Source organism: Tenacibaculum sp. IB213877, from assembly GCF_034043975.1.
In the GTDB taxonomy this organism is placed as follows: Bacteria; Bacteroidota; Bacteroidia; order Flavobacteriales; family Flavobacteriaceae; genus Polaribacter.
Window position 1 is genome coordinate 220,479 of sequence record NZ_JAXCHH010000004.1, and the last position, 13,377, is coordinate 233,855.

13 protein-coding genes are annotated in these 13,377 nt (G+C 31.8%); 6 read left to right on the forward strand and 7 right to left on the reverse strand.

What is annotated here, in order from left to right; genetic code table 11:
- Positions 1 to 47 precede the first annotated feature (47 nt).
- From SLH33_RS04310 to SLH33_RS04320, 3 genes are read left to right on the forward strand one after another with little or no spacing between them, the layout of a single operon-like run.
- The gene (locus SLH33_RS04310) at positions 48 to 1,772 is read left to right on the forward strand and encodes a sodium:solute symporter family protein (RefSeq protein ID WP_320417844.1); all 1,725 of its coding nucleotides are present in this window, start codon (positions 48 to 50) and stop codon (positions 1,770 to 1,772) included.
- A 4-nt stretch (positions 1,773 to 1,776) separates the two neighbouring features.
- On the forward strand, positions 1,777 to 2,355 hold the full coding sequence (locus SLH33_RS04315; protein WP_320417845.1) for a hypothetical protein: 579 nt from the start codon (positions 1,777 to 1,779) through the stop codon (positions 2,353 to 2,355).
- The gene (locus tag SLH33_RS04320) at positions 2,352 to 3,032 is read left to right on the forward strand and encodes a leucine-rich repeat domain-containing protein (protein WP_320417846.1); all 681 of its coding nucleotides are present in this window, start codon (positions 2,352 to 2,354) and stop codon (positions 3,030 to 3,032) included. The genes SLH33_RS04315 and SLH33_RS04320 overlap by 4 nt, the downstream gene beginning before the upstream one ends.
- Positions 3,033 to 3,036: 4 nt before the next feature.
- On the opposite strand, the gene SLH33_RS04325 is transcribed toward SLH33_RS04320, so the two are convergent.
- On the reverse strand, positions 3,037 to 4,383 hold the full coding sequence (locus SLH33_RS04325) for a tetratricopeptide repeat protein (RefSeq protein WP_320417847.1): 1,347 nt from the start codon (positions 4,381 to 4,383) through the stop codon (positions 3,037 to 3,039).
- 252 nt (positions 4,384 to 4,635) lie between these two features.
- On the opposite strand from SLH33_RS04325, the gene SLH33_RS04330 reads away from it, so the two are divergent.
- A complete protein-coding gene (locus SLH33_RS04330) occupies positions 4,636 to 4,977 on the forward strand; it encodes a DUF2853 family protein (protein WP_320417848.1) in 342 nt (113 codons plus the stop codon).
- Positions 4,978 to 5,063: 86 nt separating this feature from the next.
- Positions 5,064 to 6,491, forward strand: coding sequence for an L-serine ammonia-lyase (locus SLH33_RS04335; RefSeq protein ID WP_320417849.1), 1,428 nt, complete (start codon positions 5,064 to 5,066; stop codon positions 6,489 to 6,491).
- Here SLH33_RS04335 and SLH33_RS04340 read toward each other — a convergent pair whose 3' ends face one another.
- The 6 genes from SLH33_RS04340 to SLH33_RS04365 all read right to left on the reverse strand — a co-directional run bounded on the left by SLH33_RS04340 (position 6,492) and on the right by SLH33_RS04365 (position 12,577).
- Entirely contained in the window at positions 6,492 to 7,130 is a 639-nt protein-coding gene (locus tag SLH33_RS04340; protein WP_320417850.1) for a vancomycin high temperature exclusion protein, read from the reverse strand.
- Positions 7,131 to 7,889, reverse strand: coding sequence for a peroxide stress protein YaaA (yaaA, locus tag SLH33_RS04345; RefSeq protein WP_320417851.1), 759 nt, complete (start codon positions 7,887 to 7,889; stop codon positions 7,131 to 7,133).
- Positions 7,890 to 8,179: 290 nt separating this feature from the next.
- The gene (locus SLH33_RS04350; RefSeq protein ID WP_320417852.1) at positions 8,180 to 8,653 is read right to left on the reverse strand and encodes a hypothetical protein; all 474 of its coding nucleotides are present in this window, start codon (positions 8,651 to 8,653) and stop codon (positions 8,180 to 8,182) included.
- A 494-nt stretch (positions 8,654 to 9,147) separates the two neighbouring features.
- Complete coding sequence (locus tag SLH33_RS04355) at positions 9,148 to 9,768, reverse strand: hypothetical protein (protein WP_320417853.1); 621 nt, start codon at positions 9,766 to 9,768, stop codon at positions 9,148 to 9,150.
- Position 9,769: 1 nt separating this feature from the next.
- Positions 9,770 to 10,189 carry a DUF2141 domain-containing protein gene (locus SLH33_RS04360; RefSeq protein ID WP_320417854.1) on the reverse strand — a complete coding sequence of 140 codons (420 nt, stop codon included), beginning with the start codon at positions 10,187 to 10,189 and terminating at the stop codon, positions 9,770 to 9,772.
- Positions 10,190 to 10,420: 231 nt separating this feature from the next.
- The gene (locus tag SLH33_RS04365) at positions 10,421 to 12,577 is read right to left on the reverse strand and encodes a TonB-dependent receptor (RefSeq protein WP_320417855.1); all 2,157 of its coding nucleotides are present in this window, start codon (positions 12,575 to 12,577) and stop codon (positions 10,421 to 10,423) included.
- Between the two features lie 150 nt (positions 12,578 to 12,727).
- Here SLH33_RS04365 and pdxH point away from each other — a divergent pair, with 150 nt between their 5' ends.
- Positions 12,728 to 13,375 carry a pyridoxamine 5'-phosphate oxidase gene (gene pdxH / locus SLH33_RS04370; RefSeq protein WP_320417856.1) on the forward strand — a complete coding sequence of 216 codons (648 nt, stop codon included), beginning with the start codon at positions 12,728 to 12,730 and terminating at the stop codon, positions 13,373 to 13,375.
- Positions 13,376 to 13,377 lie beyond the last annotated feature (2 nt).

Here is a 13,377-nt window from a genome sequence, read left to right on the forward strand (position 1 = left end):
ATTAACTTTTAAAATATTTAATTACTTTTAGCACATAAACTTAAAATATGACATTAAGCACGCTTGACTACGTAATTATTATCGCTTTTTTTTTACTTTCTTTAGCCATTGGTGTTTGGGCTTCTAAATCTGCTGGAAAAAACAGTTCTGAATTCTTTTTATCTGGAAGAAATATGCCTTGGTGGCTTTTAGGAGTATCTATGGTAGCTACCACTTTTGCTGCCGACACGCCTGGTTTGGTAACCGAATTAGTAAGGAACAATGGTGTTTCTGGCAATTGGGTTTGGTGGGCAATGCTACTAACAGGTATGTTAACCGTGTTTTTTTATGCAAAATTGTGGCGTAAATCAGGTATTACAACTGATTTAGAGTTTTATGAGTTACGCTACTCTGGAAAAATGGCTAGTTTTTTACGTGGATTCAGAGCTATTTATTTAGGGGTAATCTTCAACATAATTACCATGGCGGGTGTTTGTTTGGCCGGAGCTAAAATTGCAAATATCTTATTAGGGATTTCACAAGGTGAAATGTTGCTATACTCTTCAATTATCGTAGTAATTTATTCTTCTTTAGGCGGATTAAAAGGTGTTTTATTGACAGATTTTGTGCAATTTTTGATAGCAATGATCGGTTCAATATGGGCAACAGTATATATCGTGAACTTACCAGAAGTTGGCGGATTAGATAATTTATTAACTCATGCATCGGTAAGTGATAAATTAGCTATGTTTCCTGATTTCTCTAATACAGAGGCTTTGATTACCTTGTTCATTATTCCGTTTGCAGTACAATGGTGGAGCACTTGGTATCCGGGAGCTGAACCAGGTGGTGGCGGTTATATTGCTCAACGTATGTTAGCGGCCAAAGATGAAAAAAATGCTACCTGGGCTACTTTATTTTTTAATTTTGCACACTACGCTTTACGTCCGTGGCCATGGATATTAGTTGGGCTAGCTTCTTTGATTGTATTTCCGAGTTTAGAAAGCATGAATACTGCTTTTCCTAGTTTAACAACTGAAATGCAAGGACATGATGTTGCTTACGCAGCAATGATGACTTATTTACCTGCTGGTTTGTTAGGAATTGTATTAACTTCATTAATAGCAGCATTTATGAGTACTATTTCCACGCAATTGAACTGGGGAAGTTCTTATGTAGTAAATGATTTTTACGCACGTTTTATCAATAAAAACGCCACTGAAAAACAAAAAGTAGTAGTAGGTAGAATATCTACTGTGGTATTGATGTTATGTGCTGCTTTATTTTCATTTTACTTACAATCGGCAAAAGATGTTTTTGACCTACTATTACAAATAGGTGCTGGTACTGGTTTACTATTTATTTTACGTTGGTTTTGGCACAGAATTAATCCGTATAGCGAAATTGCTGCTATGGCTATTTCTTTTGTAATTGCAGTCTTCTTCTTTATTAACAGAAAAATGGAGACTCCTTTTTTTGAAATTGCTGGATATTGGCAATTGATTATTGGAGTATTTGTTACAACCATGGGTTGGATTATTACTACACTACTCACTCAACCTACCAATACTAAAACTATTGAAAAATTTGATAACTTAATTTTTGAAGGAGAAGACAAGTTTAAAAATATTGGTGCAAAAATTGCGGCTTTTGTAACAGGCACCATTGGTGTGTATAGTTTTTTATTTGCTACAGGAAACTGGATTTACGGCAAAACTGCATTAGCCATAGGTTTAACCTTGTTAACTATTGGTTGTGTAGTTTTTTTACAAAGAATTTGGAAGAAGATTTAGCATCATGAATAAAATTTTAGTTTTAGCATTATTAGTTTGTTATAGTGTAGTTGGTCAAGACTTAATTTCTAACCAAAAATTATGGAGTGAAACAAACAAATTAAAAGCAGAAGATTTTAAATTAAAATTAGAAAATCAATCTAGCGATGTAATAGGAAGTCAGTTTTTAATTTCTTATGAAGCTAAAGGTTTCGATTTTTTAAAGAGAAACTTAAATCAAAGAGTAAAAAACATATTCATCTCTAATTCTTCATGGATAGACAGCTCAAAAACCGATGATATAAACTTGCATATTGAGTTTCATCAGCTTCAATTTGACTTATCTGAAATTTATACCCGAAAATTTAGAAAAAGACTTTTAATTAATAAGAAAAAAATTTCTAAAGGATTTGATGAAGTTAACAAAATTCACAATGAGATATCTGAGGAATTCACAAAAGAAAGAATGCTTTTTATTAATGAAACGAAATCAGGAAGAAATAAGACCCAATTAGATGAGTGGAAACTAAAAATTAAAGAACAATTATTGAGTTTACACGAGTTTAGGTTTGAAAACACCAAAAAAATTAAATTGAAAAAATGAAAAAAACATTACTTCTCATCTTAATCCCTATTTTTTCTTTAGCGCAAAATGGTGAATTTAATTCATTAGAAGAGGCATTACAAAACCCAAAAACGGTTATTGAATTGAACTTATCTGAGCAAGGTTTAAGTGAAATTCCAAAAGAAATATTTCAATTTAAAAATCTACAAAAGTTAAACTTAAAAAAGAATATCATTTCTGAAATAGACACCTTACTTTTTGAATTAAAAAACCTCACTTATCTTAACCTTTCTAGAAATAAAATATCTGAGCTTCCTGCACAAATACAAAAACTACAAGAATTAGAACATTTTAGTATAAGTTATAATGAGCTAACACAATTACCTGAGGGTATTTGTGAGTTGACTTCTTTAGAAAAATTATACATTCAAAACAATAAAATAACCGATTTACCTTTAGAAATTGGCGAACTTAAACAACTCATAAAACTATATGCTTCAAAAAATGTACTGGCTTTTTTACCTCCATCATTTAATGAACTAAGTAATTTAAGGGCTTTAAAACTTAAAAGTAATAATCTGTATAAAATATCTGATGTTATTGGCGGGTTGAGACGTTTACAATTACTCGAATTGAGTAATAATCAATTTGATGATTACGAACAAGGTAGAATAAAAATTCAAACCCCAAATAACTGTAAAATTATTTGGGAGTAGGTAGCTATTTGATAGCTTTTTGGTAATTAGTAATTGTTTTTTTTACAGCTTCAGTTTCAAATACCTTTGGATATAATTCCTTCACGACTTGATGATATTCAAAATCAATAGCTATCGCATTTTTTAAATGCATTATACTATAATCTTGTTTATTTAAAATCATGAACAATCCACACAAACGATATTCAATTTCAGCAAATTCACGGTATATTTTTTTCCCTTTAACTAGTACTTTTAATGCGTATTCATAATTTCCTAATAATAATAAAACATCTGCTAAGGCAATATAAATGTCAATATCAACATCACCCAAATCAATACATCTTTCTAAAGCCTTTGTAGCCTCATCAAAAAAACTTAGTTTAACATTTATATTTGCATACTTACGCCAGTAAATAGGGTTAGAATCGTCAATTTGTAATGCTTTGGTAATATAATACAGTGCTTTATGGTGGTTTTCTTGATCTAAATATGCATCTGTTAATATTACCCATCCTTTATCTAATAAAGGATCTTCATTAACAGCTTTTTTAAAGTATTTAATAGCTGCTTTTGTATCATTTAATTCATTAAAACACTCTCCAATTCTTATATATGCAAAAGCCGTAGGATCATCTAGCTCTAAGGTTATTAAGTAGTTTTCAATGGCTTCTTCAAACCGACCTAACTCTTCTAATGTTTTTGCTTTTTCAATATATCCGCCTAAAAAACCTTCATCAATTAACACAGCATAATCAAAAGAAGTCAAAGCTTCTTTATACATTTCTAGCTCAAAATACTGCCTTCCTAATTGATGCCATGCAACTTCACTGTATGGATTCTTATCTACATATGCATTTAAAAAACGGATAGCTTCTTCTTGCTTTTCTTGCATTTCAAAACAGTATACAATGTTGTAAAGCGAAGAATAATCTTCATAATCAACATCAATACATTTAGCAAAATTCAAACGGGCATTTTCATAATCATCCATGTACATATATTCCATTCCTATCATTGCCCACACATCTACAGGGTCTTGTACAAATTTTAGTGATTCTTTTAAAATTAATACAGCCTCTTTATGTTTACTGTTCTTTGATAAAATACTGGCCTTTTGAATGTACACCTCATCATTATGAGGCTCTACAGCTTCAATTTCATTAAGTAACTCTACCGCTTTTTCTAAATTATCTTCAAAAACATAAATCTCTACCTTTAATAATTTTAATTCTATAGAAGCAGGATGCTGGTCTAAACCTAGTTGAGTAGCTTTTTTAGCTAAAGATAATTTACCTATATTTAAGTAATGTTGTATTATCTGTTCAAACTCAGTGGCGTCAAAGAAGAAAATGTTGTTGGTTTTCAACATTGATTCAAATTTTGATAGTGACATAGGCTATTACATTTGAATTACATTATAAATCTACTACATCATTCTCCTTTATAAACACAAACATTTTTTAGTTTTCAACAAAATAATTAACAATAATAGCTAGTTTTAATTGTCTCTTTTTTATTTTATTCCTTTCTCTGCATATTTGAATTGAAGGATTAATTTTATATATTTGAGAGGTTTAAACAAGATTTAACTAATTTTAATATAAACTTTTAAAAAATAATTATGAGTAAATTTGATGAAAAAGTAGAACTGTACAAGAAGTTTATGGACGATAAAAACTTACGTTCTAATACTGATTTATTAAGAGCAGTTACAAAAGGTTTGGGGCCTTCTATCTACAAAAGAGATGCTGAAACAGTATCAGGATCAGATCCAAAAGAATTGGAAACTGTTAAAAAGAATTTCTTAATTAAAAAATTAGGTTTAAAAGATAGTCCGGAATTAGACAAAGCTATTGAAGAAGTGGTAGAAAAGATTGGAAAATCTGAAAGAAATAAATATCGTGCTGTAGTTTACTATTTATTAGTAAAAAAATTCGATAAAGAATCTGTATACGGAATGTAATACAAATTCAATAAATAAATTAATCCCGTTTTGAGTATTACAAAACGGGATTTTTTATTTTTGTATTACAAACAACTATTAAATTTATGGCACAATTCATTAGCGTATTTGATATGCTAAAAATAGGTGTAGGCCCTTCTAGTTCTCATACATTAGGACCTTGGAGAGCAGCTCAACAATGGATTCAAGTTTTAAAATCAACCAATATATTTGAAGCAATTACTTCAGTAAAAGTAGATTTATATGGATCTTTATCATTAACAGGAAAAGGACATGCTACCGATTTAGCAATTTTATTAGGTTTAAGTGGTACTGACCCAGAGTACATTCCTATTAATGAAATTCAAAATATAATTAATCAAATTAATGAAAATAAACAATTACATTTCAACTTTGAAAAAGTAATTGATTTTACTACACAAGATATTGTTTTTCATAAAGATTTTCTTCCCTATCATGCTAACGGATTAACTTTTAGAGGATTTGATATTTTCGGAACTGAAATCTCTACTGAAACTTACTATTCTATTGGGGGCGGATTTGTAATTCAAGAAGAAGTTGAAAAAGATGCCGATATAGAAATTACTAAACAAAACTTTCCGTTTCCTATTAATAGAGCCACAGAACTAGAAGCTTATTGCGAAACGCACAACAAAACCATTTCTGAAATTGTTTTTGAAAACGAATTAGAGCTAAAACCAGCTGCAGAAATTGATATTGAACTACATCGTATTTGGGATACCATGTTAGAATGCATGTATATTGGTTGTCATACCGAAGGTATTCTACCTGGAGGCTTAAACGTTAAACGTCGTGCATTTGCTACTCATGAAAGACTAATTAAAGACGCAACGTATAATAGCCCACAAGAATGGATTGCAGCCATTAGAAATACCGAAGTAAAATTCAGAGAAATTTTAAAATGGGTAAGCTGTTTTGCCTTAGCAGTTAATGAAGTAAACGCATCTTTAGGTCGTGTGGTGACTGCTCCTACTAACGGAAGTGCAGGTGTAATTCCTGCGGTATTGATGTATTATTTGGTGATTGAAAACCATGACGCTGATTTTGAACACATCAAAAAATTCTTATTAGTTGCAGGCGAAATTGGCAGTATTTTTAAGAAAAACGCAACTATTTCTGCAGCTATGGGTGGTTGTCAAGCAGAAATTGGTGTTTCTTCTGCCATGGCTGCGGCTGCATTGACCGAACTTTTAGGCGGTACTCCTGCGCAATGTTTAGTAGCTGCTGAAATTGCTATGGAACATCATTTAGGATTAACCTGTGATCCTATTGGGGGATTGGTACAAATACCATGTATTGAACGTAATGCCATGGGTGCTATAAAAGCAATTAATGCTGCTGAATTGGCACTAGATACAAATCCGAAGGAATCAAAAGTACCATTAGACAAGGTTATTGACACCATGTGGGAAACCGCTAAGGATATGAATAAAAACTATAAAGAAACCTCTGAAGGTGGTTTAGCGGTTTCGGTAAAGATTGTAGATTGTTAATTATTTAATGGTAATTTTATCTCCCAAAAACTTAGGCTGTACATTAAATAATACATCTACAAAAACTTTTACGCGGGCTAAATACTCGCGTAATTTAACCTTTAAACCATATTTCCCTGTAATATCTTTAGCATTAAAAGCTACTGCTTGTATATTGAAATGTTCTGCTAAATAAATCGCTCTTTCATTATGAAAAGGTTGTGATATTATAGTAATGGATTCTTGCCCAAAAATTTCTTTTACTCTTACCACAGAATCTAATGTTCTAAAACCTGCGTAGTCTAAAAATATTCTTGCTTCTGGAATTCCTCCTTTGATTAAATCATTTTTGAAATCAGTGGGCTCATCGTAAGATTTTGAGCCATTATCTCCACTTACAATAATAATATCAACTTTACCTGCCCTAAATAATGCTATAGCTGCTTCAACCCTGTACTTATAATACAAATTAATTCTTCCGTCAGATAAATGCTTAGAAGTTCCTAAAACCAATCCAACTTTATTGTTAGGAACAGCACTCATTTCTGAAAAAACTTTTTCAGCTGCATTTTTCTCAATAATCTCATTTGCCAAAAAACACAAGAAAACTGATAAAATTGCTCCGAATAACACTATTTTACCTGCTCTTTTAAACTTCATCTATCTTGTAAAAACCAATTCTGTGTCGGTTGACATTTCTTCGGAAAAACCATATCCACCTACATCAAAACCTTTTAATTGCTCTAATGTTTCTACATCGTTATCAATAATATAACGTACCATTAATCCGCGGGCTTTTTTAGCAAAGGTCATGATGGTTTTGTATTGTCCGTTTTTAAAATCTTTAAACACCGGAGTAATCATGGTTGATTTCAATGTTTTTTTAGGTAAGGCTTTAAAATATTCAGCACTGGCTAAGTTTATTAATAATTCTCCATCATCCATATCTTCATTTAACTCATTTGCCAAATCATCACCCCAAAACTTGTATAAATTATCGGCTCTACCTACTTTTAATTTAGTACCCATTTCTAGTCGGTAAGGTTGAATTAAATCTAACGGACGTAGCAAACCGTATAACCCAGATAAAATTCTAAGTTTGTCTTGTAGATCGGGTAATTTATCTTCAGCTAGTGTGGTAACATCTAACCCTCTGTACACCTCTCCTGTAAAACTATACACCGCTTGTTTGGCGTTGTCTAAACTAAATGGCGGATTCCACTCTTGGTTTCTGTCATAATTCAACGCTGCCAAGTCATCTGAAATACTCATTAACTCAGATAACTTTTTTCTTGATAAGGTTTTAAGCTTCTTATTTAGTTTTTTAGACTGCTCTATAAAATGCGGTTGCGTATGTAACGTAGTTGGGGCTTTGGTTTCAAAATCTAACGACTTTGCCGGAGATATTATGATTTTCATGATTACCTATTCTTTTTTGTAAAAATAACAAGGACTTAAAAAGTATACAAACTCCTTTGATAAGATTATTTTATATGGTCATAATTTTAATTATTTTCATTACTGAAAATTACAAACTTTATTTTTGCATCAAATTTTAGTAATTCATAATTAAGGAATACTTAAACATACATGATACTATTCTATTGTATAAGATCAAATTCTTTCAATAATAATTAGAAAAAGGCAATAGAATTAAGCTATACTACTTTTTTTCTATTGCCTATAAGGTTTATGTATATCAAATTTCATTATTTAGACGTAGGCCAAATATCTTGAATCTGCCATCTTTGTCTACCACTTCCGTCATCTTCATTCCATAAATCTACGTTTGTCCCATCTGCTCTACAACTTAAATATCTTTTATTACCAGAAACTCCTTCATGAACTCGGATTAAATAAGTATTACATGTTGATGAATTATTAATTAGGGTAACCTCCCATTGTTGTCTACCACTTCCATCATCTTCATGCCATAAATCTACATTAGAACCATCTGAATTACTACTTAAATACTTATTATCACCAGTAACTCCTTGTGTAATTATTATGTTATATACACCTTGTTTATTCTCTAATTGCTTAAATTCCCACTGTTGTCTGCCACTGCCATCATCTTCATTCCATAAATCAACATTCGACCCATCTGAAGTACAACTAAGAATTGATCTGTTATTAGTTAATCCTCGAAGAATTTGAAGATTATGTAATCCTCTTATAGTCATAATTTTTAAATTTAAATTTCCTACTCTTTTTGTATAGGCTTTTCGGATTTTACCTTTGTAATCTAAATTTGATAGTAGCTACTTAATCGAATAATTTGTTTTTGATTACGTTTCAATAGTCTAATAACTGAGATTTATTTAGAGTATAAATAGCTGATTTAATAAAACAGATAGAATTACCTAAATTGTATTATTCTCTTATTATTAGACAAATTAAAGTTCGGAAAAGTATAGACTTTACTCTGAAAAAATGCCATAACAGTTTGATATTTATACAAGAAAGCAAGAATTTGAGGTATAAAAGAAAAATAGGCATAACAAGGCACATAAAAATAGCAGGAAAATGCAAAATAAAAAGTTTATGATCTTTAAGTATGTTTTTTCTAAACGGAAAATTATTGTATTTCTACAATACTACTTTACATATACAAACACGATAGCGAAACATTTTATATAAACAAAAAAACGAACTCTTTCGAGTTCGTTTTTGTTTTTTAATTTCCACATTGTTGTAAAATGGTTTCGGCTCGTTGTTTTCCGTAACTTGGGTAAAACTGTGGGAGTTCTTCTTTGTTAAATAATTCCAACGCCTTTTCAACATCTTTACAATACGGTTCGGTAGATTGCCCAAAGTAGCGTGCACTACCCATACCCCACTCTGCTTTTCCTAAAATTACACGTGGATTGTTAGGTGCTAGTTGCAACGCTTCATCATACAAGGCAGTATTTTTCATAGATAAGGTCATACCGTATTTTTGTCCGTCAAAAGCGATGTACGCAGTATTTAACAAAGCTTGGTTAATAATAATTTCCGGGTTGTTAGGTGAAATGGTTTTTGCCATATCTAAAAACTCTTGCGCTCTGGTAAGTTTAGCATTTAAAACAGTTTCATCTTTTAACCCAAAACTACTTACAATTTCTATAGTTGCTACATAATACGGTGGTAACCATTGCTCGTTCTCTGCTTTGGTTATACGCTCAAACAATTGAGAGGCTTCGGTGGTTTTGTTTTCTTTCCACAAATCAAAGGCCTTCTTCATTCCTTGTTCGTATTTTGATTGCGCCGTAACAGTAATTGTAATAAATGCAACTACTAGTGTTATTATTTGTTTCATGTTAGTTAATGTTTATTGTTAAGTTGGTATTTTGTTTCACTATAAATTTTGCGTCTTTATATTTTGGTGGTCCCATAAAACCTTTGGCGTCATTAGAAATACCTATGGGCTCTTTTGGAATACCAAAAATTCTTGTATCCATTTTTTTGTTTTCATTTTCATCATGAAATGCAGAAATGGCATATTCACCAACAGGAATTTCTTCAAAAACTACCGTAGCTTTTTTGTTGGTAACCTTTACAATAGCTCCCTTTATTTCCTTTTTTAAAAAGTCGGCTTCTTTATTATACAAAGCCACATACAAATCTCCTGTGTCTGATTTCATTCCGGAGAATTCAACCGTAATTATGTGTGTTTCTTGAGCAAATGTGCTTACAAGGCCAAAAACTAATAGTGCTAGTAGTAAAATGATTCGTTGCATGATGATTGTTTTTTGTTAGTTCAAATATCTGATGTTTATAGGTAGTATCCTCAAAATTTTTACCGAACTGTAATTTTTTACGTCCGAATTGTGTTTTTTTTTAATATTTAAAAATATTTTTAAAATAATATGTCAACCTGAACTTGTTTTAGGTTCTCATAATAACCTAACGTTTGCTATATGAGATTCCGAAATAAATTCGGAATGACATTCATAAACAAATAATAATTTTTATAAATTATCCAGCTGATTACTCTTTTTATCATCACTGATCGACCAGAAAAATCCGACAAAAAAGAATCTGTCCGCAGCGGGTATAATTGCTTGTCTATCATAAAAACCATTATTATTCAGTTCATTTTTATAATTGTATCCGTACACATTTTTGGTTCCCAGCACGTTGTTTACTGAAAAATACAGTATTTTTTGCTGACTGATCAAATACGCAGCATTTAAGCTTACTGAATTGTAATTTTTAGTTTTCTGATTTAAAAATCCGCCTTCATTAGGGTTGGTATACGATCTCCCAGAAGCAAAACTATACGAAAGTCCCAATTGTGTTTTCCAATCGTCAACCCAATACTTACCCACTACTGATACATTGTGTTTTGAAGCAAAATTAGGCGTGGCTTGTTGTGGATAGTTTTTAAAATCTCTTTTGGTATCTAAATATGAATACGATACCCAATAATCTAAATACTTAATATTTTTTCCATCGCGCCAAAATACATCCACACCTTTGGCAAATCCATTTCCGGAATTGGAATAAGTTGAAAGCGGAGTAGCTATTGCATCGTCAAACTTTACCAAATCATTGTACTTTTTATAATAGCCTTCAATTCGTAAAATTTGTTTGTTTTTTACATATTGATAATTAGCAATATAATGTGTAGCATTTTCAGCCTCTAAATCTTGACTGAATTTTAAATATTCATTCTTCGGATTTTGATAAAAGCGTCCGTACGCCAATGAAAACTGTGTATGATTTCCCGATTTATACGCCAACGAAGCTCTGGGCGATACCATAAATTGATTAAAAACTTCAGCATTTTCTGCTCTTACTCCTACTTTGGCAGCCAATTTTTTAGAGAAAAAAATATCTGCTTCAGTAAATACTCCAAAAATATTGTTGTTAAATCCGTAGTTGAAATTGTTTCCTCCACTTTCATTATACCCTTCAGAAAAGTCGGTGATAAAATATTCTGTTCCGAAGCTTACTTTAAATCGATTTGAAAAACGTTTGTTAAATTTTACTTTTAAATGCGCAGAGTTTTCGTTGTCATCAACTTTGTTTTCTTCAATTTTAATATCAGAATTATCGTTAGTATAACTCAATCCACCAAAAATAGTCCAATCATTTCCCAACGGTTGCTTGTATGAACCGTTGAAATACAAATTCAGGTTTTGCAACGCAAAACGGAAACCGTTTTCATAATTAATATCTTCTTGAATCAAATCAAAATTGGTGTAACCGAAAGCTCCGTATAATTTTAGCAATCCGTCATTGTTGGTTTTGTAACGATATACCATTTCACCTCCTGCTCCTTCAAATGGTTTATTCCACTCATTTCTATCAGGAAACGCCCACTGATACGGACCTAAATTGATGTACGAGGCATTAATACTGAATGAATTTTCACCCCAAATCTGTGTATTACCAACACCAACACCCACGGTCATAAATTGTAAATCAGTCTTTTCTTGGTCAGGTTCATCTATGGTATTCAATGCTAACACTCCCGATAATGCTTGACCAAATTCCGCAGAATATCCTCCGGTAGAAAAACTCATTCCTTTAAATAAGAACGGAGAAAAGCGTCCGCGAGTAGGAATATTATTAGCGGTTGGAGAAAATGGCGTGAATACTCTTAATCCGTCAATAAAAATTTGAGTTTCTTCAGCATCACCACCTCTAACAAATAATCGTCCATCTTCTTCATTGGCAGATGTACCAGGTAACGTTTGAAAAGCGCCAATTACATCTCCTAAAGCACTTGCCGTTGTAACCACATCTAGCGGTTTTAAAGCTGTTACTTTAGCGTTATCACCTGCTTCAAAGCTTCCTGCGTTGATAACCACAGCATCTAAAGTATTTACATCCTCTCGAAGTTTTATCTTAAGATTTGTAAAATTGACAACCTCATCTGTTCTGGTAAATGTTTCATAAGAAATAAAAGAAACTGCTAAGGTTTGTTTTCCTTGTTCTGAGGTTGAAAAACTGAAGTTTCCTTGCGCATCTGTAGAAGCTCCATCATAGGATCCTTCTAAATACACATTGGCACCTTCAATTGGGTTGCCTTTTTCATCCAAAACTTTTCCTGAAATGGTAGTTTGAGCTATTGAAGCAAATGAAAGTAATAGAAAGCTTATAATAAATAGTGGTTTCATTGGTTAATTGATTTTGATAGGTCAAAGATTATATACTTTTACAGCGTTACATAAAAAGAATGACCGAACTGTAAAAAAAGAAAGACGAATTGTATTTGGTTTTACTACCTACATTTATTGTTGTAATTTTACATTACAAATTCCAGTACAATGGCGCATGATTTAAGTGATTACAGAAAAACCTATAAAAAGCATGAATTGCTAGAAGAAAATTGTCCTGAAAACCCAATTGAACTGTTTAGAGATTGGTTTTTAAGAGCCGATGAATCTGAATTGGTAGATGAAGCCAATGCAGTGAACATATCTTCGATAGGTTTAGACGGTTATCCTAAAAACAGAATGGTCTTATTAAAAAGATACACCTATGAAGGTTTTATTTTTTATACCAATTACAATTCTGAAAAAGGGAAAGCCATTGCAAAAAACAATAAAGTATGTTTGTCTTTTTTTTGGTCGGGATTAGAGCAGCAGATCATTATTAAAGGAGAAGCTGAAAAAGTTGCTGAGAATTTATCAGATGGGTATTTTGAGTCAAGACCCGACGGAAGTAAATTAGGTGCTTGGGCCTCTAACCAAAGTGAAGTGGTTACTTCTCGTGAAGAATTGGACAACAATCTTGGAGATTTTGAAACTAAATTTAAAGGACAAGAAATTCCAAGACCTCAACATTGGGGCGGTTATATAGTTAAACCAGTTTCTATAGAATTCTGGCAAGGGCGTCCTAACAGAATGCATGATAGGATACGTTATACCCTTCAAAAAGATTTTTCTTGGAAAATTGAACGATTAGCTCCTTAAAT

What these genes read in the sequence shown, in the direction of transcription:
- SLH33_RS04310 (WP_320417844.1), top strand. Translation starts at nt 48, where the DNA reads ATGACATTAAGCACGCTTGACTACGTAATTATTATCGCTTTTTTTTTA.
- SLH33_RS04315 (WP_320417845.1), top strand. Translation starts at nt 1,777, where the DNA reads ATGAATAAAATTTTAGTTTTAGCATTATTAGTTTGTTATAGTGTAGTT.
- SLH33_RS04320 (WP_320417846.1), top strand. Translation starts at nt 2,352, where the DNA reads ATGAAAAAAACATTACTTCTCATCTTAATCCCTATTTTTTCTTTAGCG.
- SLH33_RS04325 (WP_320417847.1), bottom strand. Translation starts at nt 4,383, where the DNA reads ATGTTGAAAACCAACAACATTTTCTTCTTTGACGCCACTGAGTTTGAA.
- SLH33_RS04330 (WP_320417848.1), top strand. Translation starts at nt 4,636, where the DNA reads ATGAGTAAATTTGATGAAAAAGTAGAACTGTACAAGAAGTTTATGGAC.
- SLH33_RS04335 (WP_320417849.1), top strand. Translation starts at nt 5,064, where the DNA reads ATGGCACAATTCATTAGCGTATTTGATATGCTAAAAATAGGTGTAGGC.
- SLH33_RS04340 (WP_320417850.1), bottom strand. Translation starts at nt 7,130, where the DNA reads ATGAAGTTTAAAAGAGCAGGTAAAATAGTGTTATTCGGAGCAATTTTA.
- yaaA (WP_320417851.1), bottom strand. Translation starts at nt 7,889, where the DNA reads ATGAAAATCATAATATCTCCGGCAAAGTCGTTAGATTTTGAAACCAAA.
- SLH33_RS04350 (WP_320417852.1), bottom strand. Translation starts at nt 8,653, where the DNA reads ATGACTATAAGAGGATTACATAATCTTCAAATTCTTCGAGGATTAACT.
- SLH33_RS04355 (WP_320417853.1), bottom strand. Translation starts at nt 9,768, where the DNA reads ATGAAACAAATAATAACACTAGTAGTTGCATTTATTACAATTACTGTT.
- SLH33_RS04360 (WP_320417854.1), bottom strand. Translation starts at nt 10,189, where the DNA reads ATGCAACGAATCATTTTACTACTAGCACTATTAGTTTTTGGCCTTGTA.
- SLH33_RS04365 (WP_320417855.1), bottom strand. Translation starts at nt 12,577, where the DNA reads ATGAAACCACTATTTATTATAAGCTTTCTATTACTTTCATTTGCTTCA.
- pdxH (WP_320417856.1), top strand. Translation starts at nt 12,728, where the DNA reads ATGGCGCATGATTTAAGTGATTACAGAAAAACCTATAAAAAGCATGAA.